Annotated in this window: 19 protein-coding genes; 8 read left to right on the top strand and 11 right to left on the bottom strand. The window is 68.3% G+C overall.

Features of this window, described 5'->3' with window-relative positions; translation table 11 throughout:
• Window positions 1-101 precede the first annotated feature (101 nt).
• The 11 genes from ampH to AC0IXR_RS11680 form a co-directional block, all read right to left on the bottom strand.
• Complete coding sequence (gene ampH / locus AC0IXR_RS11730) at window positions 102-1,217, bottom strand: D-alanyl-D-alanine-carboxypeptidase/endopeptidase AmpH (protein WP_471760827.1); 1,116 nt, start codon at window positions 1,215-1,217, stop codon at window positions 102-104.
• 280 nt (window positions 1,218-1,497) lie between these two features.
• Entirely contained in the window at window positions 1,498-2,991 is a 1,494-nt protein-coding gene (cysG, locus tag AC0IXR_RS11725) for a siroheme synthase CysG (RefSeq protein ID WP_471760826.1), read from the bottom strand.
• 15 nt (window positions 2,992-3,006) lie between these two features.
• The gene (locus AC0IXR_RS11720; protein WP_471760825.1) at window positions 3,007-5,685 is read right to left on the bottom strand and encodes a nitrate reductase; all 2,679 of its coding nucleotides are present in this window, start codon (window positions 5,683-5,685) and stop codon (window positions 3,007-3,009) included.
• A 208-nt stretch (window positions 5,686-5,893) separates the two neighbouring features.
• Entirely contained in the window at window positions 5,894-7,492 is a 1,599-nt protein-coding gene (locus AC0IXR_RS11715; protein ID WP_207413493.1) for a sulfite reductase subunit alpha, read from the bottom strand.
• On the bottom strand, window positions 7,489-9,276 hold the full coding sequence (locus AC0IXR_RS11710) for a NirA family protein (RefSeq protein WP_471760824.1): 1,788 nt from the start codon (window positions 9,274-9,276) through the stop codon (window positions 7,489-7,491). Before AC0IXR_RS11710 ends, AC0IXR_RS11715 begins: the two co-directional genes overlap by 4 nt.
• A gap of 11 nt (window positions 9,277-9,287) precedes the next feature.
• Entirely contained in the window at window positions 9,288-10,511 is a 1,224-nt protein-coding gene (locus AC0IXR_RS11705) for an NAD(P)/FAD-dependent oxidoreductase (protein ID WP_056427663.1), read from the bottom strand.
• 16 nt (window positions 10,512-10,527) lie between these two features.
• The gene (locus AC0IXR_RS11700) at window positions 10,528-11,322 is read right to left on the bottom strand and encodes an ABC transporter ATP-binding protein (RefSeq protein ID WP_311275483.1); all 795 of its coding nucleotides are present in this window, start codon (window positions 11,320-11,322) and stop codon (window positions 10,528-10,530) included.
• Window positions 11,323-11,398: 76 nt separating this feature from the next.
• Window positions 11,399-12,265 carry a nitrate ABC transporter permease gene (gene ntrB, locus AC0IXR_RS11695; protein ID WP_056427657.1) on the bottom strand — a complete coding sequence of 289 codons (867 nt, stop codon included), beginning with the start codon at window positions 12,263-12,265 and terminating at the stop codon, window positions 11,399-11,401.
• Complete coding sequence (locus tag AC0IXR_RS11690; RefSeq protein WP_471760823.1) at window positions 12,265-13,554, bottom strand: CmpA/NrtA family ABC transporter substrate-binding protein; 1,290 nt, start codon at window positions 13,552-13,554, stop codon at window positions 12,265-12,267. Before AC0IXR_RS11690 ends, ntrB begins: the two co-directional genes overlap by 1 nt.
• Before the next feature lie 322 nt (window positions 13,555-13,876).
• Window positions 13,877-14,893: a CmpA/NrtA family ABC transporter substrate-binding protein gene (locus tag AC0IXR_RS11685; RefSeq protein ID WP_471760822.1), complete on the bottom strand. Its 1,017-nt coding sequence runs from the start codon at window positions 14,891-14,893 to the stop codon at window positions 13,877-13,879.
• The gene (locus AC0IXR_RS11680; RefSeq protein ID WP_018044090.1) at window positions 14,890-15,477 is read right to left on the bottom strand and encodes an ANTAR domain-containing response regulator; all 588 of its coding nucleotides are present in this window, start codon (window positions 15,475-15,477) and stop codon (window positions 14,890-14,892) included. The genes AC0IXR_RS11685 and AC0IXR_RS11680 overlap by 4 nt, the downstream gene beginning before the upstream one ends.
• A gap of 298 nt (window positions 15,478-15,775) precedes the next feature.
• Here AC0IXR_RS11680 and AC0IXR_RS11675 point away from each other — a divergent pair, with 298 nt between their 5' ends.
• The 8 genes from AC0IXR_RS11675 to AC0IXR_RS11640 all read left to right on the top strand — a co-directional run bounded on the left by AC0IXR_RS11675 (window position 15,776) and on the right by AC0IXR_RS11640 (window position 26,242).
• Window positions 15,776-16,372 (top strand): hypothetical protein, encoded by a 597-nt coding sequence (locus AC0IXR_RS11675; protein WP_471760821.1) that lies wholly within the window; start codon window positions 15,776-15,778, stop codon window positions 16,370-16,372.
• Window positions 16,373-16,532: 160 nt separating this feature from the next.
• Window positions 16,533-18,491 (top strand): glycoside hydrolase family 15 protein, encoded by a 1,959-nt coding sequence (locus AC0IXR_RS11670; protein WP_471760820.1) that lies wholly within the window; start codon window positions 16,533-16,535, stop codon window positions 18,489-18,491.
• Between the two features lie 36 nt (window positions 18,492-18,527).
• Window positions 18,528-20,603, top strand: coding sequence for a transketolase (gene tkt, locus AC0IXR_RS11665; RefSeq protein ID WP_056427642.1), 2,076 nt, complete (start codon window positions 18,528-18,530; stop codon window positions 20,601-20,603).
• Window positions 20,604-20,832: 229 nt separating this feature from the next.
• On the top strand, window positions 20,833-23,685 hold the full coding sequence (locus AC0IXR_RS11660; protein WP_471760819.1) for a bifunctional transaldolase/phosoglucose isomerase: 2,853 nt from the start codon (window positions 20,833-20,835) through the stop codon (window positions 23,683-23,685).
• Window positions 23,686-23,827: 142 nt separating this feature from the next.
• On the top strand, window positions 23,828-24,802 hold the full coding sequence (gene gnd, locus AC0IXR_RS11655; RefSeq protein ID WP_471760818.1) for a phosphogluconate dehydrogenase (NAD(+)-dependent, decarboxylating): 975 nt from the start codon (window positions 23,828-23,830) through the stop codon (window positions 24,800-24,802).
• Between the two features lie 69 nt (window positions 24,803-24,871).
• Window positions 24,872-25,603 carry a 6-phosphogluconolactonase gene (gene pgl / locus AC0IXR_RS11650; RefSeq protein WP_471760817.1) on the top strand — a complete coding sequence of 244 codons (732 nt, stop codon included), beginning with the start codon at window positions 24,872-24,874 and terminating at the stop codon, window positions 25,601-25,603.
• A gap of 94 nt (window positions 25,604-25,697) precedes the next feature.
• Window positions 25,698-25,922 (top strand): antitoxin MazE family protein, encoded by a 225-nt coding sequence (locus tag AC0IXR_RS11645; RefSeq protein ID WP_056427629.1) that lies wholly within the window; start codon window positions 25,698-25,700, stop codon window positions 25,920-25,922.
• On the top strand, window positions 25,919-26,242 hold the full coding sequence (locus tag AC0IXR_RS11640; RefSeq protein WP_311275475.1) for a type II toxin-antitoxin system PemK/MazF family toxin: 324 nt from the start codon (window positions 25,919-25,921) through the stop codon (window positions 26,240-26,242). The genes AC0IXR_RS11645 and AC0IXR_RS11640 overlap by 4 nt, the downstream gene beginning before the upstream one ends.
• Window positions 26,243-26,292 lie beyond the last annotated feature (50 nt).

The following is a 26,292-nucleotide window of genomic DNA, read 5'->3' as shown; positions in this document are numbered from 1 at the left end:
GGTTCCTGGGGAGACGCTGCGGCAAGAGCATGGGCCGGGGATGCGGGCAACCGTCAATGTGTCGCCGGGGGGGCTCCGTGAGACCGGCTTCCCCACGCGGGTCAGCGCGTCGCGAGGGCGGCGATCAGTTTGTGGGTCGTGCTGGTCAAGGCGGAGAACGCCGCGAAATCGATGCTGTTGATGACGACGAAAACCCCGACATCGCGTCCCGGTGCGAAGGCGACGTAGCTCATGAAGCCGGCGCCTCCGCCGCTCTTGGCCAGCATCGCCGGTTCGTTCCCCTTGGCCGCCAGGGCCACCCAGCCGAGGGCCAGACCCGCCATGGGCGACGCTTCGTCGAAGCCGATCGCCGCCGGCATCGATTGGCGCTGGCGGTAGACCGCGTGGCTCAGGGCGAGCGCGCCGCTCGTGGCGGTGACGTTGTGCCGGAGCCAGCGGGCCATGTCGTTGCCGGTGCTGTAGAGGCCGCCGCTTCCCCCCGTCGCCTGGGTGTCGACGCAGGTGGCCGGGCCGCCGAGGCCCGAACCGATCATCAGCCGGGCGCATTGCTCCGGTGTCGGCGAGAGAACCGTATCCGGCATTCCGAGGGGCGCGGTGACGTGGCCGCGCAGCACGTTCGCATAGGACGCGCCGCCTGCCGTCCCGACCGCATCGGCCAGGAGGTCGAACCCCACATTCGAGTAGGACGTGACGGTGCCGGGGGCCCAAGGCAGCGTGTAGTTGCCGAGCCAGGACCAGCGGTCGTCGCGGGTCGGCCAGGCGCGGGGATTCGTGCCTTCGGGGGCGTGTCCCATCTCGCGCGGTAGGGCGCCCGAATAGGTTGCGAGGTCGAGGAGGGTGATGGGGCGCCCTTCGAAGGCGGGAACCTTCGCCTGCGGCGCGAAGCTCTGCAGCGGATCGGCGAGGGAGAGCTTCCTCTCCGTGGCGAGGGAGGCCAGGACTTCCGTCGTGAAGACCTTGGTGATGGAATTGAGCCGCACCAGGCTCGTTCCGTCGGGCGTGATGCCGTTGCCCTTCTCGGTCTCGCCGTAGCCGCGGATGAAGGTCCCGTCCCCACGCACGACCACCAGGATCATACCGGGCGCGCCGGATTCGAGGAACAGGACGTCACCGGTCAAGTCCGTCGCCGCCGCGATCACCGGATCGTCGGCGCTAAATGCTCGTGTCGTCGTCGCGAGCGACAGGGCAAGGGCGAGGACAGCGAATCGCTTGTTCACGGCGTGGCTCCGATTCTGGTCGGAACTCTACACGCATCGCACGTGGTGCAAGCCTATCGGGCGTGGGGGGCCACCGCGTCGATTCACAGATGTTTGGTCGTGACACCGTTCCCAGGGGCGTTCGCGCATCCGGGAGCCTTTGTTTCAGCCCTCGCCGCCCTTGCCACGGTCGCTGGCCAGGGAGGTGCTCTCGCGCCGGAGCGGGCACCGACGGGGCAGACCTCAGCATCCTCCCGGTGAAATGGAAGCCGCGCCTTGTCCAATGAACGCCGCGCGACGGTCAGATCGCCAGCTTGTCCGGCTCTGGCGTTGCCGCGACCGCTTCAAGCCTGTGCAGCCGCAAAGCCTCGCCCACCATCAGCAGGGCCGGCCCATCGAAGCCCGATGCCTCCACCCGGTCCGCCAGATCGGCGGCTGTGCCGGACACGACGGCTTGGTTGGGCCGGGTGGCGTTGAAGACGAGGAGCGCGGGGGTGGCCGGGGCCAGACCCTCGGCGACGGCGCGTTCGAGAAGCTCGCGCAGGGTCTTTTTCGGCATGTAGACCACGGTGGTGACGCTCGGATCGGCGAGCGCCCCCCAGTTCAGGTCCGCCGGCAGGGCACCGCGCCGGTCGTGGCCGGTGACGAATTGCAGGCGTCGCGCCGAGTCGCGGTTGGTCAACGAGACGCCCAGCGATGCGGCCGCCCCCTGTGCCGCCGAGATGCCCGGCACCACGCTCACGGGGATTCCCGCCTGATGGCAGGCGTCGATCTCCTCGCCGGCTCGGCCGAAGACGAGGGGATCGCCGGATTTCAAGCGCACCACCTGCTTGCCGGATTTGGCGAGCTGCACCATCAGCGCGTTGATGTCGTCCTGGCGGCAGGAGGGGCCGTGCCCGGTCTTGCCGACCAGCATGGTGCGCGCCTCGCGGCGGGCATAATCGAGGATCTCGGGCGCCACGAGATCGTCGTAGAGGATCACGTCGGCGTTGCGGAGCGCCCGCAGGGCCTTCAGCGTCAGGAGCTCGGCATCGCCCGGCCCCGAGCCGACGAGGGTCACCGCCCCACCCTTCGGTGCGGCGTCCGTCTGGCCGAGAAGCTCGGCGAGGTCCGCCTCGGTGGGAGCCCGGTCCGGCTCGGCGAAGGCGCGATCCGTGAACCGCTCCCAGAAGGCGCGGCGGTCGGAGAAGGCGTGGAAGCGGCTCGTGACCTCCTCGCGCCAGTCGCGGGCGGCACCGATCCAGGCCTTGAACCCGCGCGGGAGCATGCCCTCGATCCGGGCGCGCACCGTCTGCCCGAAGACAGGAGCCGCGCCCTCCGTCGAGATGCCCACCACCATGGGCGAGCGGTTGACGATGGCACCGAACTTCACGTCGCAGAGATGCGGCCGGTCGACGGCGTTGACGATGGCGCCGGTCGCCCGCGCCGCGGCCACGAAGGCGATGCAATCGGCCTCGTCCTCCATGGCGCCGATGCAGAAGGCCGCGCCCTGGAGGTCGGAGGGTTGCCACTGGCGCTCGTGCAGGGTCACGCTGCCGGCGACGATCTCGCCCGGCACTGCGCGCAACTCGTCGCTGGGCTCCGGCGCGTAGACGTCGACATCGGCCCCGGCGGCGGCGAGCAGCTTCACCTTCCACGGCGCGCCGCCATTGGACCCGGCCAGCACCGCGCGTTTGCCCTGCAGCGGCACGAAGACCGGCAAGACCGCCAGCGGTTCGAGGCCGGCATGTCCGGCGCCCTCACGGGCGGCGATTCCGGCGGGTCGGGTTTCCCGGGGCTGGCGGGGCGTGCTCATGGCGTGAAAATGAGCTTATGCGGCGTCGCGCGCAAGCGCCTGCGGCAGCAGCTTGCGGATCTCTGGGATGCACGAGCCGCAATTCGTGCCGGCCTTGCAGGCGGCACCCACCGCCTCGACGCTGTGAGCGCCGGCCGCGATGGAGGCGGTGATGACATCGAGGCCGACCCCGTGGCAGGCGCAGACGGTTGGCCCGGCCGACGCCGTCTCGGCCCGGCCTGAGAGCAGGGCGCGTCGGGCGGAGGGTTCGAGATCGGGCGCGGCGAAATAGGCCTTCTCGGATTCCCAGCCCGGCTTCGCGTCGCCGGGTGTCAGGGCCAGACAGGCGACGAGACGCTCCCCGTCATAGGCGGCGAAACGGTAGCGGCCACGGGCGTGGTCGGCATATTCGGCGATCTCGAGGCCCTGGAACATCCCCCTCAGCATCAGCGCGACTTCGCGCGAACTCTCCTGGGTGGCGAAGTGCAGCCCGGATCCGCCCTGGATCGTGGCACGCGCCCACCACCAACCGGCGGGAAGCGACCGCTGCTCGCGGGTCAGCAGGAAGCCGCGGCTGCGATAGACGGCCGGCGCGATGGCGGACGGCGTCGCCTTCAACTCGGGCTGCCCAGAGACCGGATCGGGGATGCCGCGCGCGAGGGCGCCGACCCGCCCCTCCGACGCGGTGGCCCCGCTCCAGTGGAAGGCCGCGAAGAGGTCGCCCCGGCGCATACCCTCCCCCACCATCACCTCCAGTACCGCCGCGCCATGCGCGGTAGAGACCGTGGCGAGGCCGCCATGGGTCACGCCCATCGTGGCCGCGTCGTCGGGATGGATCTCCACGAAGGGCACGTCGCGATGAGCCGACAGGCGCTGGCTCTTCCCGGTGCGCGTCATCGTGTGCCAATGGTCGCGGACTCGTCCGGTATTGAGCACGAAGGGGAAGTCCGCGCTCACGGCCTGGGCCAGCGCCGGGGGCTGTACGGCGACGAAACGGGCGCGCTTGTCGAAGGTGAAGAACTGCCCGTCGGCGAAGAGCCGCTGCCGGCCCTGCTTTCCCCCACGCTTCGTCAGGGGCCACTGCACGGGCGCCGCTCCGGCATAGGCGATATCGGAGATGTCGCTCACCGCGCCGATGTCGAAGTCGCGGCTGCCGTTATTCTCGAAGGCCGAGAGCGAGGCATGTTCGCGGAAGATCGCGGCGGCGTTCGGATAGGCGAAGGCCTCGCCGTGGCCGAGGCGCTTGGCGACGTCGCTGATGATCGCCCAATCCGCCCGTGCCTCGCCGGGAGCCTTGAGGAAGCTGCGCTGGCGCGAGATGCGCCGCTCGGAATTGGTGACGGTGCCGTCCTTCTCGCCCCAGGCCTGGGCCGGCAGCAGCACGGTCTTCCGGCCCGTCGCCATGGCGGTGTCGCTGTCGGACACGGCCTCGGAGACGACGTAGAGATCGAGCCCCTTGATCGCTTCGCGGATCGCGTCGGCACGGGGCATCGACACGACGGGGTTGGTGCCCATCACCCAGAGGGCCTTGATCTTGCCGCGCTCCACCGCCTCGAACAGGGCGACGGCCTTCATGCCCTCGCCGGTGATGATGTTCGGCGCCGACCAGAACCGGCGGACCCGGTCCACTTCCTCGGGCGCGAAATGCATGTGGGCGGCGAGCATGTTGGCGAGCCCGCCGACCTCGCGGCCACCCATGGCGTTGGGCTGGCCGGTGAGGGAGAGCGGCCCCGCGCCGGGCTGGCCGATGCGGCCGGTGGCGAGGTGGCAATTGATGATGGCGTTGCCCTTGTCGGTCCCCTGAGCCGACTGGTTCACCCCTTGCGAAAAGCCGGTGACGACGCGCTTCGTACGCGCGAACAGGGTGAAGAATTGCCCGACATCCGCCTCCGACAGCCCAGTGGCGGCGGCCGTCGCGGCGATGTCCGGCGCGATCGAACGGGCGCGCTCCAGGGCCCCGTCGAGGCCGGTCGTGTGGTCGAGGACGAAACGGTAGTCGAAAGCACCTGCGCTCGCGAGATGGACCAGGAGGCCGGAGAACAGGGCGGTGTCGGTGCCCGGCTTCAGGCCGAGGAAGAGGTCTGCCTCCTCCCCCGTCTGTGTCCGGCGCGGGTCGATCACCACGAGCTTGGTGCCGCGCTTGGCGCGGGCATCGACCATGCGGCGGAACAGGATCGGGTGGCACCAGGCGGTGTTGGACCCCACCAGCACGATGAGATCGGCCTCGTCGAGATCCTCGTAGCAGCCCGGCACCGTGTCCGAACCGAAGGCGCGGCGGTGGGCCGCCACCGCGCTCGACATGCAGAGGCGCGAGTTGGTGTCCACATGGGGCGTGCCGAGGAAGCCCTTCGCGAGCTTGTTAGCGACGTAGTAATCCTCGGTGAGGAGCTGGCCGGACAGGTAAAAGGCGATCGAATCCGGGCCGTACTGCTCGGCGACCTTCCGTAGCCCGCCGGCCACGGTGCCGAGGGCCGATTCCCAGCTCGACCGTACCCCATCGACGACGGGATGCAGCAGGCGGTTGTCGAGGGACAGGGTCTCGCCGAGGGCGGAGCCCTTGGAGCAGAGGCGGCCGAAATTGGCCGGGTGCTCGGTATCGCCGGCAATCCCCGCGCCGCCCTGCCCGTCCGGCGTGGCGATCACGCCGCAGCCGACGCCGCAATACGGGCAGGTGGTCTTCACGGCGGCGGCGGGTGCCTGGACGTGCGCGTTCATGGCGAAATCCTCGGCGGGTTCCAGGGTTCGAAGGACAGCAAAAGTCGGGCCGGCTGTGCGCATCTCCCTCCCCCCTTGTGGGGGAGGGTGGCCCGCTAATGCGGGTCGGGTGAGGGGAGCACTGCCCCATTCGGAGAGGTCGCGCTGCCCCTTTCCCGCCTGCTCCGCAGGCACCCTCCCCCGCGGAGGGGTGAGGGTTCGGCGTGTGCTAATACACGTCGGCCTGATACCGCCCGGTCTTCTTCAGATGGGCGAGGTAGGCCACGGCCTCGTCGGGATTCTTGCCCCCGAACTGACCGGCGACGTCGATGATCGCTCGCTCCACATCCTTGGCCATGCGCTTGGCATCGCCGCAGACGTAGAAATGGGCGCCGCCTTCGAGCCATTTCCACAGGTCAGCGCCGTTCTCGCGCATGCGGTCCTGCACATAGGTCTTCTCGGTCCCGTCCCGCGACCAGGCGAGGGACAGGCGGGTGAGCACCTTGCCGTCCTTCAGCGCGTTTAGCTCGTCCTTGTAGAAGAAGTCGCTGGCCTGGCGCTGATGGCCGTAGAACAGCCAGTTGCGTCCCGGCGCCTGGGTCGCGGCGCGCTCGCGCAGGAAGGCGCGGAACGGTGCGATGCCGGTGCCCGGCCCGCACATGATGACGTCCTTCGACAGATCCTCCGGCAGGGCGAAGCCGTGCGCCTTCTGCAGGTAGACCTTGACCGTGGTCTTCTCGGCGATGCGTTCGCCGAGATGGGTCGAGGCGACACCCAGACGGAGCCGTGAGCGGTGGTTGTAGCGCACCGCGTCGACCGTGAGCGAGACCCGGCCCGGATCGGCCTTCGGCGATGAGGAGATCGAGTAGAGCCGCGGCTGCAGCTCGTCGAGGGCTTCCAGGAAGACCTCCGCGTCGGGCCGGGCGCCGGGAAACTTGTGAAGCGCGCCGAGCACGTCGAGATAGGCGGCGTCGCCGTCCGGGTCCTCGCCCGCCGAGAGCGCCCGCGCCTTCTTGCGCGCCTCCCCCGAAGTGAGGAGCGAGAGAAGCTGGTAGAGCCCGTCCGGCGCGGCGCCCAGGGAGTAATCCTTGATCAGCCGGTTCCGCAGGGTCTGGCCGCCGATCATGCGCTCGGGCCGGGTGCCGAGCTCGGCGATGATCGCATCCACCAGGGCCGGCGGGTTCGAGGGGAAGAGCCCGAGCGAATCGCCGACCACATACTCGATGGGCGTGCCCGTGAGATCGATCTCGACATGCCAGGTCTCCTTCTCGCCGCCCGGCTCGTTGAGGCGGGTGCGGGACAGGAACACGGCCTCCACCGGGTTCTCGCGGCAATAGCCGAGCGGTCCGAGGGGCGCCTCCGCCTTGGCATCGCCCTCCCCCGCTTCGGCCGCCTTCGCGCCACCGCCCGCGCCGAATTCCTCATCCAGCTTCTTGAGCATGCGGAGGGTGTCCTTGCCCCCCGGCTGGCACAGGTTGAGGCGCTCTTCCTTCTTCAGGAACAGGGCGTTGGCATAATCGGCGCAATTATAGCCGCATTGGCCGCAATCCTGCTGTGCCATGGCGGCCATGAGCTTCTGCGCCTCCGGCCGCTCCTTGGCGAGCTCCATCCGGTCGGGCAGCGGCATCGACGGATCGTGCCAGGGCGCGTCGTCGTTGTCGGCGAGCTTTGGCCCGCCACCCGTATCGCCGGGGGCGAGGGCCGTCGCGCCCTCCACTGCGGGGCCGAGCAGGGCGGCGAAATAGCCGGACAGCCAGGAACGCTGGTCCGGGTTGAACGGGGCGTTCTCGGGGATGAGAACGAGCGGGGGAATGACGTGCTCGCTCATGCTGCGGCCTTCAGGACGGGTTGATCTTCGGCGAGGCTGCGGAGGCTCTCCGGGCCGGTGCGCGCGGTGAAGGCCTGGAAGCTCTCGGCCTGGCTCTCGCGGCGGGCGAGGTAGCTGCGCAGCAGCGCCTCGATCCGGGACGGACAATCCTCCGCCTTCACCGCCTTCCAGATCTCGGTGCCGATCTTCGGGCTGTCGCCGAAACCGCCGCCGACGACGATGTCGTAGCCCTCGACGGTGTCGCCCTCCTCCGAGACGACGACCTTCGCGCCGATGAGGCCGATATCGCCGATGTAATGCTGGGCGCAGCTATGGTGGCAGCCGGTGACGTGGACGTTCACGGGCACGTCGAGTTCCGGCAGGTGGGCCTCCATGTAATCGGCGATGACGAGCGCGTGGCCCTTCGTGTCCGAGGCGGCGAACTTGCAGCCCTTGTTGCCGGTGCAGGCCACCAGGCCGGCGCGGATGCTGGACGCTTCCGTGGTGAGGCCAAGCGCTGCCACGCGGGCCTGGACCTCGGCCACCTTGGCGTCGGGCACGCCGGAGAACAGAAAGTTCTGCCATACCGTCATGCGGATGGCGCCATCGCCGCATTCCGACGAGATCTTTGCCAATTCCCGCATCTGGTCGGAGGTCATCTTGCCCACGGGCAGGATCACCCCGATCCAGTTCAGGCCCGGCTGGACCTGTTTGTGGACGCCCACATGGGAGAAGCGGTCCATGGGCCCGCGCGGGGCGAGATGGGCGGGGTCGACCCGGTCGAGCGTGTAGCCGAGTTCCTCCTCGACGGCGGCGAGGTACTTGTCGAAGCCCCAGGCATCGAGGACGTACTTCATCCGGCTCTTGTTGCGGTTGGTCCGGTCGCCGTTCTTGATGAAGACCCGCAAGATCGCGTCGGCGACCTTGTTGCAGGCCTCGGGCTTCAGCACCACGCCGGTATCGCGGGCGAGATCGCGGTGGCCGGAAATGCCACCGAGCACGAGGCGCATCCACACGCCGGGCTCCACGGCCGCGCCGTCGAGGACCCTCACCGCCTGGAAGCCGATATCGTTGGTCTCTTCCAGCACAGGCATCACGCCGCCGCCGTCGAAAGCGACGTTGAACTTGCGCGGCAGGCCGTAGAGCGAACGGTCGTTGATGATCCAGTTGTGCCAGGACTTGGCCAAGGGCCGGGTGTCGAGGAGTTCCTGGGCGTCGATCCCGGCCACCGGCGAGCCGGTGACGTTGCGGATGTTGTCCGCGCCCGAGCCGCGCGCGGTGAGGCCGAGGTCGATCAGCCCGTCGAGGAAGGGCTGGCCGTGCTCCGCCGTGATCTCGCGAACCTGGAGGTTCGCACGGGTGGTGACGTGGCTGTAGCCGCCGCCATGGGCATCGGCCAGATCCGCGATGCCGGCGAACTGCCAGTGCTGCAGGATGCCGTTGGGGATGCGCAGGCGGCACATGAAGTCGCCGCTGGCTGGGGCGAGCCAGAACAGGCCGTGATATCGCCAGCGGAAATTGTCCTCCGGCTTCGGGGCCTTGCCGGTGGCGGCCTCGGCGATCAGGCGGTTATGGCCGTCGAAAGGGTTCTCCGCCCGCTTCCACTTCTCCTGGTCGCAGAGCTTGCCGCCGGCCTTCACCGTGGCGTCCTGGGCCTTGATGTGGATCGCGTCCGGGCCGGTCGGCTCGGAGGGCGCGGCGACACCCTGCCCAAGGGCGAGGCCGCCGGTGATGCGCGCGGCGGCGATGCCCGAGGCGAAGCCTTCGAGGTAGCGCTTCTGCTCGGCGTTGAAATCGTCGGCCATGGAAGCCTCCATCATGCTGCCAGGGATTGGGAATCGGGGGCGTGGACGCGCCCGAACATCAGGTCGTCACGGTGATCGGCGATGGGTTCGCCGGTGCGGATCAGCGTCTTGCACCAGCCCTGTTCGGCAATGTCGCCGACGAAGACGGCGCCGAGGAGCTTGCCGTCGCCGATGATCAGCTTGCGGTAGAGGCCGAGGCCGGGATCCGACATCACCACCGTCTCGGCATGTTCGGGCGCCTCGATCTCGCCGGCCGAGAAGACCGGCAGGCCCGAGACCTTGAGGCTGGTGGCCAGCGAGGTGCCAAGATAGGCGGCTTCCTCGCCGACGAGGTGGCGGCTCAGCACTTCGGCCTGGTCGTAGGCGGGCTCGACGAGGCCGTAGACCATGCCGCGATGCTCGGCGCATTCGCCGAGAGCGAAGATGCGCGGATCGGAGCTCGTCATCCGGTCGTCGACCTTGATGCCGCGCCCGACTTCGAGCCCGGCGCCCTGGGCGAGGACGGCATTGGGGCGTACCCCCACCGACATCACCACGAGGTCGGCCGGCAGCACCGTGCCGTCCGACAGGACGAGGCGCTCGACCCGGCCGTCGCCCTCGACATGGGCGGTATCGGCCTTGAGGAGGACGCGGATTCCGCGGGATTCCATGGCGCGCTTCACCAGGCCGGCGGCGTGGTGGTCGAGCTGGCGCTCCATCAGCCGGTCCATGACGTGGAGCAGGGTCGTGTCGACCCCGAGCCGCGCGAGGCCGACGGCGGCCTCCAGCCCGAGCAGGCCGCCGCCGATGACGATGGCTTTTGCGCCGGTGACCGCGGCTTTCCGGATGGCCGCCACGTCCGCGAGATCGCGAAACGTGATGATGCCGGGCAGGTCCATGCCGGGCTTCGGTAGCCGGATCGGGAGCGAGCCCACCGCGAGGACGAGCTTGTCGAAGGGCAGGACATGGGTCTCGCCGACCATGACGAGGGCGTTCTCCCGGTCGACCTGCGTCACCGGCGCGCCGGTGATGAGGCGGATGCCGTGCGCCTCGTACCAGTCGAGGCCACGGAACGCGCAGGCCGCTTCGTCGACCTCGCCGCCCAGCAGCGACGAGAGCAGCACGCGGTTATAGGCCGCCTGCGGCTCGGCACCCACGACGGTGACGTCGTAGCGACCGGGCGCGCGCTCGGTCAGCCGCTCCAGAAAGCGCAACGACGCCATGCCGTTGCCGATCACCACCAGACGCTCCTTCATGACCTTCGTCCGATCCTCACGCCGCCATGGCGGGCTTGGCGTGGCGGGCATAGAGGAACTCGAGCACTGCGGCGCGGGCATGGGTGTAGGTGGCGTCCTCCACCAGATCGAGGCGGCGGCGAGGACGCTCGAGATCGACCTTCAGGATCTCGCCGACCGTGGCCGAGGGGCCGTTGGTCATCATCACGATCCGGTCCGAGAGCAGCACCGCTTCGTCGACATCGTGGGTGATCATGATGACGGCGTTCTTGAGCCGCGCATGGATGTCCATGAGCGAGTCCTGCAGATGGGCGCGGGTGAGCGCGTCCAGCGCCCCGAACGGCTCGTCGAGGAGGAGCACCTTCGGCTCCATGGCCAGCGCCCGGGCGATGCCGACGCGCTGCTTCATGCCGCCCGAGATCTCGTTGGGGCGACGGTCCGCGGCATGGGTCATGTTCACGAGGGCGAGGTTGTGGTCGATCCATTCGGACCGCTCGGCCCGGGTCTTCTTACCCTTCAGCACCTTCTCGACGGCCAAAGCCACGTTCTCGCGCACGGTGAGCCAGGGCAGCAGGGAATGGTTCTGGAACACCACGGCGCGGTCCGGGCCGGGGCTGTTCACCTCCTTCTCTTCCAGGAGGACGCCGCCGGTGGAGGCCTTGAGCAGTCCGGCGACGATGTTGAGCACGGTCGACTTGCCGCAGCCGGAATGGCCGATCAGCGAGACGAACTCGCCCTTGTCGATCTTCACGCTCACGTCGCGCAGCACTTCGTTGGTGCGCCCGGAGCGGGTGAAGCTGATGCCGACATTCTCGATGCTGAGATAGCTCATGGATCTCGTGTCCCTCTGCGACAGGCGGTCGGGGCGCGGCGCGACGGGGAAGCCCCGACGCGCCGCGCGGAGGCGTTCAGGCGGTGGCGCCGCGGGTGACGAGGGTGCCGATGAAGGCCACGAACCGGTCGAGGAAGAACCCGATCACCCCGACATAGACGAGGGCGACGATGATCTCGGAGATGTGCGACGAGTTCCAGGCGTCCCAGATGAAGAATCCGATGCCGACGCCGCCGATGAGCATCTCGGCCGCCACGATGGCGAGCCAGGACAGGCCGACGCCGATGCGAAGCCCCGTGAAGATGTAGGGAGCCGCCGAGGGCAGCATGATCTTCACGAAGAATTCGAGCGGGTTGAGGCGCAGCACCGCCGCCACGTTGCGGTAATCCTGCGGGATGTTGCGGATGCCCACCGCCGTGTTGATGATGATCGGCCAGATCGAGGTGATGAAGATCACGAAGATGGCCGAGGGCTGGCCGTCGCGGAACGCCGCGAGGGAGAGCGGCAGCCAGGCCAGCGGCGGGATCGTGCGCAGCACCTGGAAGATCGGGTCGAGGCCGCGCATGGCCCAGTCCGACTGGCCGATCAGGGTGCCGACCATGATGCCCACGACGGTGGCCAGGGCGAAGCCGAAGGCGACGCGCTGGATGCTGGCATAGATGTGCCAGAACAGGCCCTTGTCGGTGCCGCCATTGTCGTAGAACGGGTGGGCGATGATGTCCCACGCCTCGGTGACGACGCGCGAGGGCGGCGGCAGGCCGGCGGTGGGCCGCGAGCACAGCAGCTCCCAGATCACCAGGAAGGCGATCAGCACCACGATCGGCGGGATCAGGTTGACGGCGATCTGGCGGAACGTCGCCAGGGTCACGAAGGGCTTGCGCGGGGCCTTGGCCGCCGGCTTCGCGGCGGTCCCCGTCACGGCGATGGTGGAGGTGTTGGCCATCACGCGATCCTCTTGATGCCGAGGCTGGACAGGTAGGCGGCGGGATCGGCGGGATCGAAGACCTTGCCGTCGAAGAAGGTCTCCTTGCCGCGCGACGTGGAGCTCGGGATCGCGGTGACGCCCAGCGCCTTCGCGGCGTCGCGCCAGATATCCTCGCGGTTCACCTTGGCGATGAGCGCCTTGGTGTCCGTCTGCGCGTCGAACTTGCCCCAGCGGATGTCCTCGGTGAGGAACCAGAGGTCGTGGCTCTGGTAGGGGTAGGAGGCGTTGTCGGCGAAGAACTTCATGACGTAGGGGCTGTTCTCGACCACGCGGCCGTCGCCGTAATCGATGGTGCCCTTCATGCGGCTGGCGACGTCGCCGACGGGGATGTTGATCCACTGGCGCTTGGCGACGATGGCGGCGAACTCGTCCCGGTTCTCGGGCTTGTCGCACCACATCTGCGCTTCCAGCACGGCCATGGTCAGGGCCTTGGCGGCGATGGGGTTCCTCTCGACCCAGGAGGCGCGCATGGCGAACGCCTTCTCCGGATGGTCCTTCCACAATTCGCCGGTGGTCAGCGCGGTATAGCCGAGGCCCTGCTGCACGAGCTGCGCGTTCCACGGCTCGCCCACGCAGAAGCAATCCATCGTGCCGACCTTCATGTTCGCCACCATCTGGGGCGGCGGCACGACGATGGTCTCGATGTCCTTGTCGGGGTCGATCCCGCCGGCGGCGAGCCAGTAGCGGATCCAGAGGTCGTGGGTGCCGCCGGGGAAGGTCATAGCCGCCTTCACCGACTTGCCGGCGGCTTTCTTCTTGTCGATCGCGGCCTTGAACACCTTGGAATCGAGCGCGACCTTGGCGTCCAGATACTCCTTGGCCACCGAGACGCACTGGCCGTTGGTGTTGAGCCGGGCCAGGATCTGCATCGGCACGGGGACGTTGTTCTGCGTCACGCGGCCGGCGCTGATGAGGTAGGGCATCGGCGTCAGGATGTGCGCGCCGTCGATGCCGTTGCCCTCGGAGCCGAGCACGAGGTTGTCGCGGGTGGTGCCCCAGCTCGCCTGTTTCAGCACCTCCACGTCGGGCATGCCGTGCTTGGCGAAGAAGCCCTTTTCCTTGGCGACGAAGAGCGGGCCGGCATCGGTGAGCGCGATGAAGCCGAGCTTGGCGCCCTTCACCTCGGGGCCCGCCCCCTGCGCGAAGGCACCGCCGGGCAGCGCAGTGCGCGCCAGGGCTGCCAGCGACAAGGTCGCGGCGGCGCCCTTCAAGAGGCTGCGGCGGCTGTTCTGAAACCCGTCAGTCATGGAAAACTCGATCCCTCGAAGCTTAAGCAGTCGACCCGAAGACGAAAAAAAACCGCTGCCCAAACGCAACCGAAGGCAGCCGCGAAAGCGCGCCAACGGGTTACTTGGGTCAGCGGCTCTGCCGACATTCGTGCCCGTCGCCGTTGACGAGCGGGATAGGCACAGCAGGTTCCGTGCCAAACGCCGCTCAGCTTGTAACGGCTCTAAGGCCGAAGGCGGTTCGGAGGGCGCGAGGGGGGCATACGGCCCGGCTGGGATCGCGGGGCGTGCATTGCACAATCGTGAGGCTTGTCGTGCCGCCAAAAGCGGCGTCCGGCCCCAATCAGCCGCTCAGAGCGGCATCGAACAGGTCCGGGCGGTAGATCGCGCGGGCGGCGGAGCGAAGCTCGCCGGAGGCGACAAGCTGTCCGGCGCGCTCCGCCTCACCGATGAACCAATCCGCATGGGCGGGGTCGGGCCGGTGCGCCCGCTCGCCGAACAGGCTGAAATGCGGGTCCCGCCGCCGACGCCCGTCGGTATCGACCACCACGTCCCCCGTGAGCGCCCGTTCGAGAATCGGCGCCGGTACATTCAGATAGCCATCGCGCGAAAGGAGGGAGGCGAGTTCGGCGCTGTTGCCAGGATCGGCGCACCAGCGCCCGGCGCGGTCGAGGGCCCGCACCAGGGGGGCGCAGCGCGACGCCTCGGATTCCGGCAGGGCCAGAACCTTTTCCGGGCAATCGGGCAGGAGTTCACTGCCGAGGACCGCGATGCGGCCATACCCCTCCGCCACGGCGACGCTGTTCCAGGGGCTGCCGACGCAGAACCCGTCGATCAGTTCTCGCCGCAGCGCCTCGGCGATCTGTGGCGGCGGGATCACGACGAGGCGCGTCTGCGTGTCGAGGTCGAGGCCGCCGCGCTCGGCGAAGATCCGGAGCTGGTAGGTGTGGCTGGAGAACGGATGTACCGTTCCCAACGTCAGGGGCCGTCCCTCCCGCTCCCGCCGCAGGGCGATGCGCGCGAAAGCGGCGGCAACTGTGTCCACCTCGTCGTCCGCGGCCTCCATCGCCTCCCACAGGGGGCAGGACACCGTGATGGCGTTGCCGTTGAGGTTGAGTGCCATGGGTACGCAAAGCCGGGTCTGCGGCCCGCTCAGCCCGAGCGCGCTGGCGATGGCGAGGGGCGCAAGCATATGCGCGCCATCGAGATGGCCCACCGCCAGCTTGTCGCGCAGGGTCGCCCAGGAGGGCTCGCGCACGAGGTCGAAGGTGAGCCCCTCGGCCCGTGCGAAGCCGAGCTCCGCCGCAGCGATCAGGCTCGCGGCATCCACGAGGGGGACGTATCCGAGCGCGAGCCTCATCCGAACAGGTCCGCCGTTGTGACGATGGCGCGGGCGATGTCGGCGATCTTGCTCTTCTCGTTCATGGCCTTGCGCCGCATCAGCTTGTAGGCCTCCTCCTCGCTCAGGGAGCGGGCGGCCATGAGGATGCCCTTGGCGCGCTCCACGATCTTCCGGTCGGCGAGTTCGCCCCGCGCCTCCACCAATTCCCGCTGCAGCCGGGCGAAGGCCTGGAACCGCAGGATGGCGATGTCGAGGATCGACCGGATGCGCTGGGGGTGCAGCCCGTCCACCACATAGGCCGAGATGCCGGCATCCACCGCCGCCTGCATCATCGGCGCGTCCGAGCGGTCGACGAACATCGCCACCGGCCGCTCCACATGGCGGGACAGGCCCGACATCTGTTCGAGGATGTCTCGGCTGGGGCTCTCCAGGTGGATCACCACCACGTCGGGATTGAGGGCGGCCACCTGCGCCGGCAGGTCGGCGGTGTCGGGGATGATGACCACATCCGCGATTCCGGCGGCGCGCAGGCCCTCTTCGAGGATCGCGGCGCGGGCCCGGCTCGGATCGATCACGGCGACGGTGAAGGAAGGTTCTGTCATCGGAGCCCAATGGGGGGCGGGACGGCCGGTTCGTGCCGGCGGGAACGGGCAAGAGGCGTACCTAACACAGCGCGCGACCGCACGGATCTACCCGAAAATCGGCATCGCCGAAAAAGTCCGTGGCCAAATCGTCGGTTCAGGTACCTTTCGATACGTTCGGGAAAGGAAATGGCCCAGCTTCCGCCGCAAACGCGGGCGCTTATGGCGATGTCGAAGGTCGGGGTGAGGTGTTCGGATGGTGGAGTGCCGCATATCGCAGCCTGTCGAGAACGCCCTCGCCTCCGAGGCGGGGACCGGCATGGCACTTCCCCTCCTGCCGACGATCGTCGTCGCGGTGATCGTGTCCGCCGCCTCCTTCCTCTGCCAGACGCCCTCCGCGCCCATTCCCGAGACGCCCGCCAGCACGCGGATCGTCGAGATGGAGAGCCGGACGGCGCAGGCGAGGCCGATCGAGACCGCCGATCTGGGTACGGCCTTCGTCCCGGCCGCTTTCGCCTTCCGTGATCAGTTTCCGCTGCGCGATACGGTGACCACGACCGCCAGCATCGCGCCGCGTCGTGCGACATCCCGCACCGCCGCCGCGAAGCCGTCTCAACGCCGGTCCGATTCCGCGCGGTCCGAAATGGCGAAGACCGAAGCGACGAGACCGGACGCCAACCGGGTCCCGTCGGTCGTCGCCGCGAAGGCCGCCATCTCGCCCGAGCCGTTCCGGGTGGAGGCCGAGGCGGACGAGGAACTCATTCCCCATCTCGCCCTGCCCTTCGCGCCGGCCATCTCCGCGATCACCCGTGCCGGCAGCTTCGTCGGCACCCAGAGCGCGGCGGTGGGCGCCGAGGCCATGGCCCTCGGCAGTGTTGTGACCGGGCTCGTCGACCGCCTGCCGTTGCAGCCCTGATCGCACCGCGCTGCGGGGCACGCGCGGTTTCGGGCCGGTCCGGCCAGTCTTTCAGAGCTTTGCCGCTGGATTCTCCCCCTGTCGGGGACTAGGTGAGCCTTCGTCGACGAGACGGGCGCGACGACCGCATTGCCGCGGGGGCCCGGCGGCAAGGATGGGCATGGCGGGACGGATCGAGGATTACGCGCTGGTCGGCGATGGCCGCACCGCTGCGCTCATCGGGCGCGACGGCAGCATCGACTGGCTCTGCTGGCCCCGTTTCGATTCCGCCGCCTGTTTCGCCTCCCTCCTCGGCACCGAGGAACACGGGTTCTGGAAACTGTCCCCTGTGGATGGCGAGGCCACGGTCACGCGCCGCTACCGCGAAGGCAGCCTCGTCCTCGAGACGTGCTATGTGACCTCCGCGGGCGAGGCCAGGGTGATCGACTACATGCCGGCCAATGACGGGTCGCACATGGTGCGCATCGTCGAAGGCCTCTCCGGCTCGGTCGACATGCGCATGGTCCTGGCGGTGCGCTTCGATTATGGGCTCGCGGTGCCGTGGGTCTCCCATAACGAGCTCGGCGACCTGCGGGCGATTTCCGGCCCCCATAAGGTGGTCCTCCGCACCCGCGCGCCCCTCGACGGCGTCGGCCAGACCACGGTCTCGGACTTCACCGTGGCGAAGGGCGAGAGCCAGTCGTTCTGCCTCAGCTACGGCCTTTCGCACGAGGACGATCCGCCGCCGATCGAGCCGCGCAAGGTGCTGTTCCAGACCGACCGCTACTGGCGCGACTGGTCGAGCCGCTGCGCGTCCGGCACGCCCTGGGACGCGATCCTCAAGCGCTCGCTGCTCACGCTCAAGGCTCTGATCTACACGCCGACGGGCGGGATCGTGGCCGCGCCCACCACCTCCCTGCCCGAGGAGCTCGGCGGCGTACGCAACTGGGATTACCGGTTCTGCTGGCTGCGGGATTCGACCTTCACCCTCATCGCGCTGATGGATGGCGGCTTTCTCGACGAGGCGCGGGCCTGGCGCGACTGGCTGATCCGCGCCGTCGCCGGCAATCCGGAACAGGCCCACATCCTCTACGGCATCGCCGGGGAGCGTCTCCTGCCCGAAATCGAGCTCGACTGGCTTCCCGGCTACGAGGGGTCGAAGCCGGTGCGGATCGGCAATGCCGCGGTCAACCAGTTCCAGCTCGACGTCTACGGCGAGATCTTCGACGCGCTCTACCAGGCCCGCCAGCGTGGCCTGCTCGGCGATGCCGATGGCTGGCGCGTGGGCCTCGCCCTGCTGGAGCATCTGGAGAAGGTTTGGAGCGAGCCCGACGAAGGCATCTGGGAGGTGCGCGGCGGGCGCCGGCACTTCGTCCATTCGAAGGTCATGGCCTGGGTCGCCTTCGACCGGGCCATCCGCTCCTTCGAGATGGGCGACGGGCCGCCCGCCCCCGTGGATCGTTGGCGCGCGATCCGCGACCATATCCACGAGGAGGTCTGCGAGAAGGGGTTCGACAAGGAACTGAATAGCTTCGTCCAGTATTACGGGGCCAAGACCCTCGATGCGAGCCTGCTCCTCATCGCCCATATGGGCTTCCTGCCCCAGGACGACCCCCGCGTCGTCGGCACGGTGGAGGCCATCGGCAAACACCTGATGCGCGACGGGTTCGTGCTGCGCTACGACACCGAGGATGACAATACCGATGGTCTGCCCGGCGGCGAGGGGGCTTTCCTGCCCTGCAGCTTCTGGTACGCCGACAATCTGATCGGTCTCGACCGCTGCCACGAGGCGCGGGAGTTGATCGAACGCCTCATCGGCGTTTGCAACGATGTCGGGCTCGTGGCCGAGGAATACGACGTGGGAGCCAAGCGCCTTGTCGGCAATTTCCCCCAGGCGTTCAGTCACGTCACGTTGGTGAACACGATTTTGAACTATAGCCGTGCCAGCGGGCCGGCGCGGGAGCGCAGCGAGAAATCTGCCCTCGCCCGGGCCACATCGCCGAACCGGGCGAGTTCTCCCAGCCAGCCGAACTCTCCCAGCCAGCCGAACTCTCCCAGCCAGCCGAACTCTCCCAGCCAGGCGAGCTCTCCCAGCCAGGGTGGCGCAAATCTAGAAGGCGCCGCAGCCCAGCACAGCTGATCGCCGCAGCCCCGTAAAGAGTAGGAAGACGAGACCATGAGCGGAGCCGAGACCAAGCCGAAGGGTGAACTGAGCGAGATCGACAAGCTCTCCATCGACACCCTGCGTACCCTGGCGATCGACGCGGTGCAGAAGGCGAATTCCGGCCATGCCGGCGCGCCGATGGCCCTGGCGCCCGTCGCCTACACCCTGTGGAACCGCTACCTGCGCTACGACCCGGCGCATCCGCACTGGCCCAACCGCGACCGGTTCGTGCTCTCGGCGGGCCACGCCTCGATGCTGCTCTACGGGTTGCTGCACCTCGCCGGTGTCGCCCAGACCGATGGCGGCAACGAGCCGGCCATCACCATCGAGGACATCAAGAACTTCCGCCAGCTCGACAGCAAGACGCCGGGGCACCCGGAATACCATTTCACTACCGGCGTCGAGACCACGACCGGGCCGCTCGGCCAGGGTGTGGCGAATTCCGTCGGCATGGCGATGGGCGGCCGCTTCCTTGGCGAGACCCTGAACCGCCCCGACCTGCCGCTGTTCGACTTCAATGTCTACGCGATCTGCTCGGATGGCGACCTGATGGAGGGCGTGGCCGCCGAGGCCGCTTCCATCGCCGGGCATCTGCGCCTGTCGAACCTGTGCTGGATCTACGACAACAACACGATCACCATCGAGGGGCACACCGAACTCGCCTTCTCCGAAGAGGTGGCGACGCGCTTCCTCAGCTATGGCTGGCAGGTCCTGCGGGTGGCCGACGCCAACGACGTCCATGCCATTTCCGCCGCCCTGGAGACCTTCCTCCAATCCAGCGACCGGCCGACGCTCATCGTCGTCAACTCGATCATCGGCTTCGGCGCGCCCAAGAAGCAGAACACCTCGAAAGCCCATTCCGACGCCCTCGGCGAGGAGGAGGTGAAGGGCGCCAAGCGGGCCTATGGCTGGCCCGAGGATTCCCAGTTCCTGGTGCCGGACGGCGTCATCGAGAACTTCCGTAGCGGAATCGGCCAGCGCGGCGCCGAGCTGTTCGCCACTTGGGAGGGCTTCATGGCCGAGGCCAAGGCCTCCGATCCGGCCCTGGCCGAAGAGATCGACGCCCTCCTCACGGGCCGCCTGCCAGAGGGCTGGGACAAGGACATCCCGGTCTTCCCGGCCGACGCCAAGGGCATGGCCACCCGCGAATCCTCCGGCAAGGTGCTCAACGCCATCGCCAAGAACGTGCCCCACCTGCTCGGCGGCTCGGCGGATCTGGCCCCCTCCAACAAGACCAAGCTCGAATTCGAGGGGGCCGGTACGCTCTCGCCCTTCGAGCCGGGTGGACGCAACATCCATTTCGGCGTCCGCGAACACGCCATGGGGTCGATCGTCAACGGCCTCGGCCTCGTCGGCCTGCGGGCCTATGGAGCGACCTTCCTGGTCTTCGCCGATTATATGCGCCCGCCGATCCGCCTTGCCTCGCTGATGGAGCTGCCGGTCTTCCACGTCTTCACGCACGATTCGATCGGCGTCGGCGAGGACGGCCCCACCCACCAGCCGGTGGAGCAGCTCCTGACGCTCCGCGCCATCCCCGGCCTCGTGACCCTGCGTCCGGCGGATGCCAACGAGGTGGCGGAAGCCTACCGGGTCATCATGGGGTTGAAGGATCAGCCGGCGGTGCTGGCCTTGAGCCGCCAGCCGCTGCCGACCTTCGACCGGACCAAGTACGGCAGCGCCGCCGGTGTCGCGAAGGGCGGCTACGTGCTGGCCGATTGCGACGGTACGCCGGAGGTCATCCTCATCGGCACGGGCAGCGAGGTGCAGCTCTGCGTCTCGGCCTACGAGGCGCTGACGGCGGAGGGCATCAAGGCCCGCGTGGTCTCGATGCCGTCCTGGGACCTGTTCGAGCGTCAGGACGAAGCCTACCGCAACACGGTACTGACGCCGGAGGTGCTGGCCCGCGTCGCCGTCGAGCAGGGCTCGGTGATCGGCTGGGACCGCTATGCGGGCTCCGCCGGCGCGATCATCGGCATGCATACGTTCGGGTCCTCGGCCCCGATCAAGGATCTGCAGACCAAGTTCGGCTTCACGCCGGAGAAGGTGCTGCAGGCCGCCCGCGACCAGATCGCGCGGCACAAGAAGTAGGTCTCGCGGGTTCCCTGAAGGACGGAACGCACGTCCCCCTCCCCCTTGTGGGGAGAGGTCAGGGGTGGGGGTGGTTGGGTGACCCGCGGGCCGCGGAGGCCAGCGGAGCCATCCCCACCTCCGGCTCCTCCCCACAAGGGGGAGGAGAGGCGCGCATCCTGACAACGATTGCTGAACGACGCTGCCTTTCGCGCGCTACTCACGACGACCGACGACGAGGAGTTTTTGCATGAACCCGCTGAAGGCTCTCTTCCCTGAACAGGGCCAGGCCGTGTGGCTGGATTTCGTGGCCCGCGGTTTCATCGCCGATGGACGCCTCAAGAAGCTGGTGGACGAGGACGGCCTGCGGGGCGTGACCTCGAACCCCTCGATCTTCGAGAAGGCGATCGGCGATTCCGCGGAATATGACGGCGCGCTGAAGGAGGTCATGGATGCGGGCGATGCCCGCGTCATCGATCTCTACGAAGGCTGTGCCATCGCCGACATCCAGGCTGCGGCCGACGTGCTGCGCCCCGTCTACGAGCAGAGCGACGGCGCCGATGGCTATGTCAGCCTCGAAGTCTCACCTTATCTCGCCCTCGACACCGAGGAGACCCTCGACGAGGCCCGCCGTCTGCACAAGACCGTGGCCCGCGACAACCTGATGGTGAAGGTGCCCGCCACCCCGGCCGGCATCCCGGCGATCCGGGCCCTCACCGCCGACGGGATCAGCATCAACGTCACGCTGCTGTTCGGCCAGGATTCCTACGAAGAGGTGGCGCGCGCCTTCATCGCCGGCCTGGAGGAATTTGGCGCCAAGGGCGGCGACGTTTCCAGGGTCGCCAGCGTGGCGAGTTTCTTCATCAGCCGTATCGACGTCACCGTGGACAAGGCCCTCGACGCCAAGATCGCCGAAGCCAACGATCCCGACGAGAAGGCGGAACTGGAAGCCCTCAAGGGCAAGGTGGCCATCGCCAACGCCAAGCTCGCCTACCAGCGCTACAAGCGCATTTTCGCCGAGCCGAAATGGCAGGCGCTCGCGCAGAAGGGCGCCAAGGCGCAGCGCCTGCTCTGGGCCTCCACCGGCGTCAAGAACAAGGCCTATTCCGATGTGCTCTATGTCGAGGAGCTGATCGGGCCGGATACCGTCAACACCATGCCGCCGGCCACGATGGATGCGTTCCGCGACCACGGCACGGTCAAGCCCGCCATCGAGGTGAATGTCGGTGACGCCGAGGCCGTGATGGCCCGTCTGGCCAAGGCCGGCATCGATATCGGGGCGGTGGCCAAGCAGCTCGTGGAGGAAGGCGTCCAGCTCTTCATCGACGCCGCCGACAAGCTCCTGGGCGCGGTGGCGGGCAAGCGCGCCGATTTCCTCGGCGCCAAGCTCGACGGCCAGACCCTGATCCTCGGCGATGCCATCGGCGCCGAGGCGAAGAAGGCGGTGGAATCCTGGCGCGCCTCGGGCTCGATCCGCCGGCTCTGGGCGCATGACAAGACGGTCTGGTCGAATGCCGACGAGGACCAGTGGCTCGGCTGGCTTCGCATCGTCGAGGACGAACTCGCCCGAGTCTCCGAATACCAGGCCTTCGCCGAGGATGTCCGCCAGACCGGCTTCTCCGACGTCGTCGTCCTCGGCATGGGCGGGTCGAGCCTCGGCCCGGAAGTGCTGGCCGAGACCTATGGCAGCCGTGACGGTTTCCCGACGCTGCGCATCCTCGATTCCACCGATCCCGATCAGGTCCGCGCCGTGGAAAGCGCGGTCAACCTCGAGACGACGCTGTTCATCGTCGCCTCGAAATCCGGCTCCACCCTCGAGCCCAACGTGTTCCGCGATTACTTCCTCGGCCGGATGAAGGCTCTGGTCGGTGAGCGGGCCGGGGCGCATTTCGTGGCCGTCACCGATCCCGGCTCGGCCATGGAGGCGGCGGCCAAGGCCGACAATTTCCGCCGGATCTTCTATGGGGTGAAGCAGATCGGCGGGCGCTATTCGGTGCTCTCCGCCTTCGGACTGGTGCCTGCTGCGGCGTCCGGCATCGACGTGAAGGACTTCCTCGACACGGCGCGGACCATGGTCCGCTCCTGCGGCCCGGCCGTGCCGCCGGCCCAGAACCCCGGTGTCCTTCTGGGCACCGCCATGGCGGCGGCTGCCCTACACGATGGCCGCGACAAGGTGACGTTCATCGCCTCGCCGGGCATCGACACGTTCGGGGCCTGGGCCGAGCAGCTCATCGCCGAATCCACCGGCAAGGACGGCAAGGGCCTCATCCCCGTCGACGGCGAGCCGGTCGGCGTGCCGGCGGTTTATGGCCGCGACCGCTTCTTCGTCTATCTGCGTCTCGACAACCGGGCGGACGCGCAGCAGGACGAGGCCGTACGCAGCCTGGAGCGCGAGGGCCACCCCGTCGCCCACATCACCATGGTGAACGAGGAACAGCTGCCGCAGGAATTCTTCCGCTTCGAGATGGCGACCGCCGTCGCCGGCGCGCTGCTCGGCATCAACCCGTTCGACCAGCCGGACGTGGAAGCCAGCAAGATCGAGACGAAGAAGCTGTTCGACGCCGCCGAGAAAAGCGGTTCGCTGCCCTCCGAGACGCCGCTCTTCGAAGACGAGACCATCGCCCTCTACGCGGACCCGGCCAATGCCGGAGCGCTGCCGCAGACTGGAGAGGGGTTCGAGGCGGCACTGAAGGCCCATCTCGCGCGGATCAAGGACGGCGACTACGCCGCGCTGCTGGCTTACGTCGCCCGTAACGAGGCGCACCACGCCATCCTGCAGGAGGCGCGCATCGCTCTGCGCGACAAGCGCAAGATCGCGACCTGCCTCGAATTCGGGCCGCGCTTCCTCCACTCCACGGGACAGGCCTACAAGGGCGGGCCGGATACCGGCGTGTTCCTGCAGATCACCGCCGACCCGTCGGAGGATCTCGCGATCCCCGGCCGGGCGCTGGGCTTCGGCACCGTGGTGGCGGCCCAGGCGCGGGGCGATTTCGCGGTCCTGGCCGAGCGCGGCCGCCGGGCCCTGCGCGTCCACATCAAGGGCGGCGATGTGGACGCCGGGCTGAAGCGCATCGCGGCGGCGATCAAGGCGGCTTTGGCGTGATCTGAGGCCCTCTCCTCCCCCTTGTGGGGAGGAGCCGGAGGTGGGGGTGTTTAGGTGACCCTCTTTCTCCTGAGGCAAGCGGCACGACCCCCACCTCTGACCCCTCCCCACAAGGGGGAGGGGAAAGCAACGGAGATCCCCAATGCAACTCGGCATGATCGGCCTCGGCCGGATGGGCGGCAACATCGTCCGCCGCCTCCTGCGGGACGGGCACACGGCCGTGGTCTTCGATCAGAACCCGGAGGCCGTGGCGGCCCTGATCGCCGAGGGCGCCACCGGGGCGGCGAGCCTGGAGGAGTTCGTCTCCAAACTCGACGTGCCGCGCGCGGCCTGGGTGATGCTGCCGGCGGGCGCGATCACCGAGGCCACGGTGGCGCAGCTCGGCGACCTCATGCAGCCGGACGACGTCATCATCGACGGCGGCAATTCCTTCTACAAGGACGACATCCGGCGGGCGGCCACCCTGAAGCCGAAGGGCATCCACTACGTCGATGTCGGCACGTCGGGTGGCGTCTGGGGCCTGGAGCGCGGCTATTGCATGATGATCGGGGGGAGCAACGACGCCCTCGACAGGCTCGATCCGATCTTCAAGACCCTGGCACCGGGCGTCGGCACCATCCCGAAGACGCCGGGTCGCGAGGGCCGCGACGCCCGCGCCGAGGAAGGCTACATCCATGCCGGGCCGAGCGGCGCCGGGCATTTCGTCAAGATGGTCCATAACGGCATCGAGTACGGGCTGATGCAGGCCTATGCCGAGGGATTCGACATCCTGAAACACGCCAATTCGAAGGATCTGGCCGAGGACCAGCGCTTCGACCTCAATATCGGCGACATCGCCGAAGTGTGGCGGCGCGGCAGCGTGGTCTCGTCCTGGCTCCTCGACCTCACGGCGGGGGCGCTGGCGGGCAACGAGGCCCTGGACGGCTTCTCCGGCTTCGTCGCCGATTCCGGCGAGGGGCGCTGGACCCTGAACGCGGCCATCGAGGAATCGGTGCCGGCCAATGTGCTCTCCGCCGCCCTCTATGCCCGCTTCCGCTCCCGCGAGGACGCCTCCTACGCGGACAAGCTGCTGTCGGCCATGCGCAAGGGCTTCGGCGGCCACGTCGAACCGAAATAGCCTGTCGTGCAGGCGATATAGCCTGCCGGACGGGCGATAGAGGACCAGACCAGGAGGACGCGTCGCCGCATGATCCCGCTACCGAACAACGCGGAAATCTTTCCTGATGGCGAGAGCGTCGCCCGCGCGGCGGCGGACCGCCTCGTGACCCTCTGCGCCGAGAGCAAGCAGGAGCGCATCGCCATCTGCCTCTCCGGCGGGTCCACGCCGAAGCGGCTCTACACCCTGCTGGGCGGACCCGACTATGTCGGTGCCCTCCCCTGGGACCGGCTGCACTGGTTCTTCGGCGACGACCGGTTCGTGCCCTGGACCGATGAGGCCAGCAACATGCACATGGCCCGCGCGGCGTTCGGGGACGCCCCGATCCCAGAAGGCCATCTCCACGGTATTCCCACCGACGGGACGCTGGACTCGGCGGCCTCCGCCTATGCCGAGACCCTGAAGGGCTTCTACGGCGCCGACGAACTCGACCCCGCCCGCCCGCTCTTCGATCTCGTCCTTCTTGGGATCGGTGAGGACGGACACACCGCGTCGCTGTTCCCGGGCAAGCCCGCGCTCGCTGAGCGTCAGGCCTGGGTGGCGCCGGTCCCGGAGGCCGGGCTCGCACCGTTCGTGCCACGCATCACCCTCACCTTCCCGGTCCTCGCCTCCTCACGCCAGCTTCTCGTCCTGGTGACGGGGGCCGGCAAGCGCGATCCCCTCGCGCGCGTCGCCAAGGGAGAGGATCTGCCCGCGCGCCACATCTCGAGCATCGGCAACTTGACATGGCTGCTCGACCGCGCGGCCGCTGATTTTGGCTGAGACCGACGACCGGCGGTCCGTCACTGTCCTGGCCCCTTGGCATGATCGCATGCGGAGCCTACGTTACATGTAACGACTCGGGAAAGGACTCGTCATGTCGGCAACTGTCGGTCAGCGTGTCAGCAAGCGTCGTGATGCGCTCCGGGCGGCTGGCCTCCGGCCCATTCAAATCTGGGTGCCCGACACCCGAAGGGCGGGCTTCGCCGAAGAATGCGCGCGACAGGCTCGGGTCGTCGCGGCGACAGATGCGGCCGATCGGGAACTGGATGCCTTCATGGAGGCCGCGCTCGTCGATATGCTCCCTGAGCGCGAGGCATGAAGCGGGGCGATCTCGTCACCATCGCCATGCCCGGCGATTTCGGCAAACCTCGTCCAGCCCTCATCATCCAATCGGACGCGTTCGCTGAGACCGGCACGGTCACGGTCCTGCTGATATCCGGCACGCTGGCCGAGGCTCCCCTGATCCGCACGACCGTCGAGCCGACTGAGGCCAATGGCTTGAAGAAGCGCTCACAGGTCATGGTGGACAAGGCCATGTCGGTGAAGCGTGAGAAGATCGGCGCACGGATCGGCTATCTCGATGCCGAGACGATGCTGGCGGTGACGCGGGCGCTGGCTGTGTTTTTCGCCATTGCCTGAGCGCGGATCGCTGCCGAGGCGATCGCACGAGGCCGGTAAGTGACCTTCCA

This window comes from Methylobacterium sp. AC832, assembly GCF_979256025.1.
The sequence above is the reverse complement of the archived record's forward strand: the minus strand, read 5'-3'. Positions and strand labels throughout refer to the sequence as shown.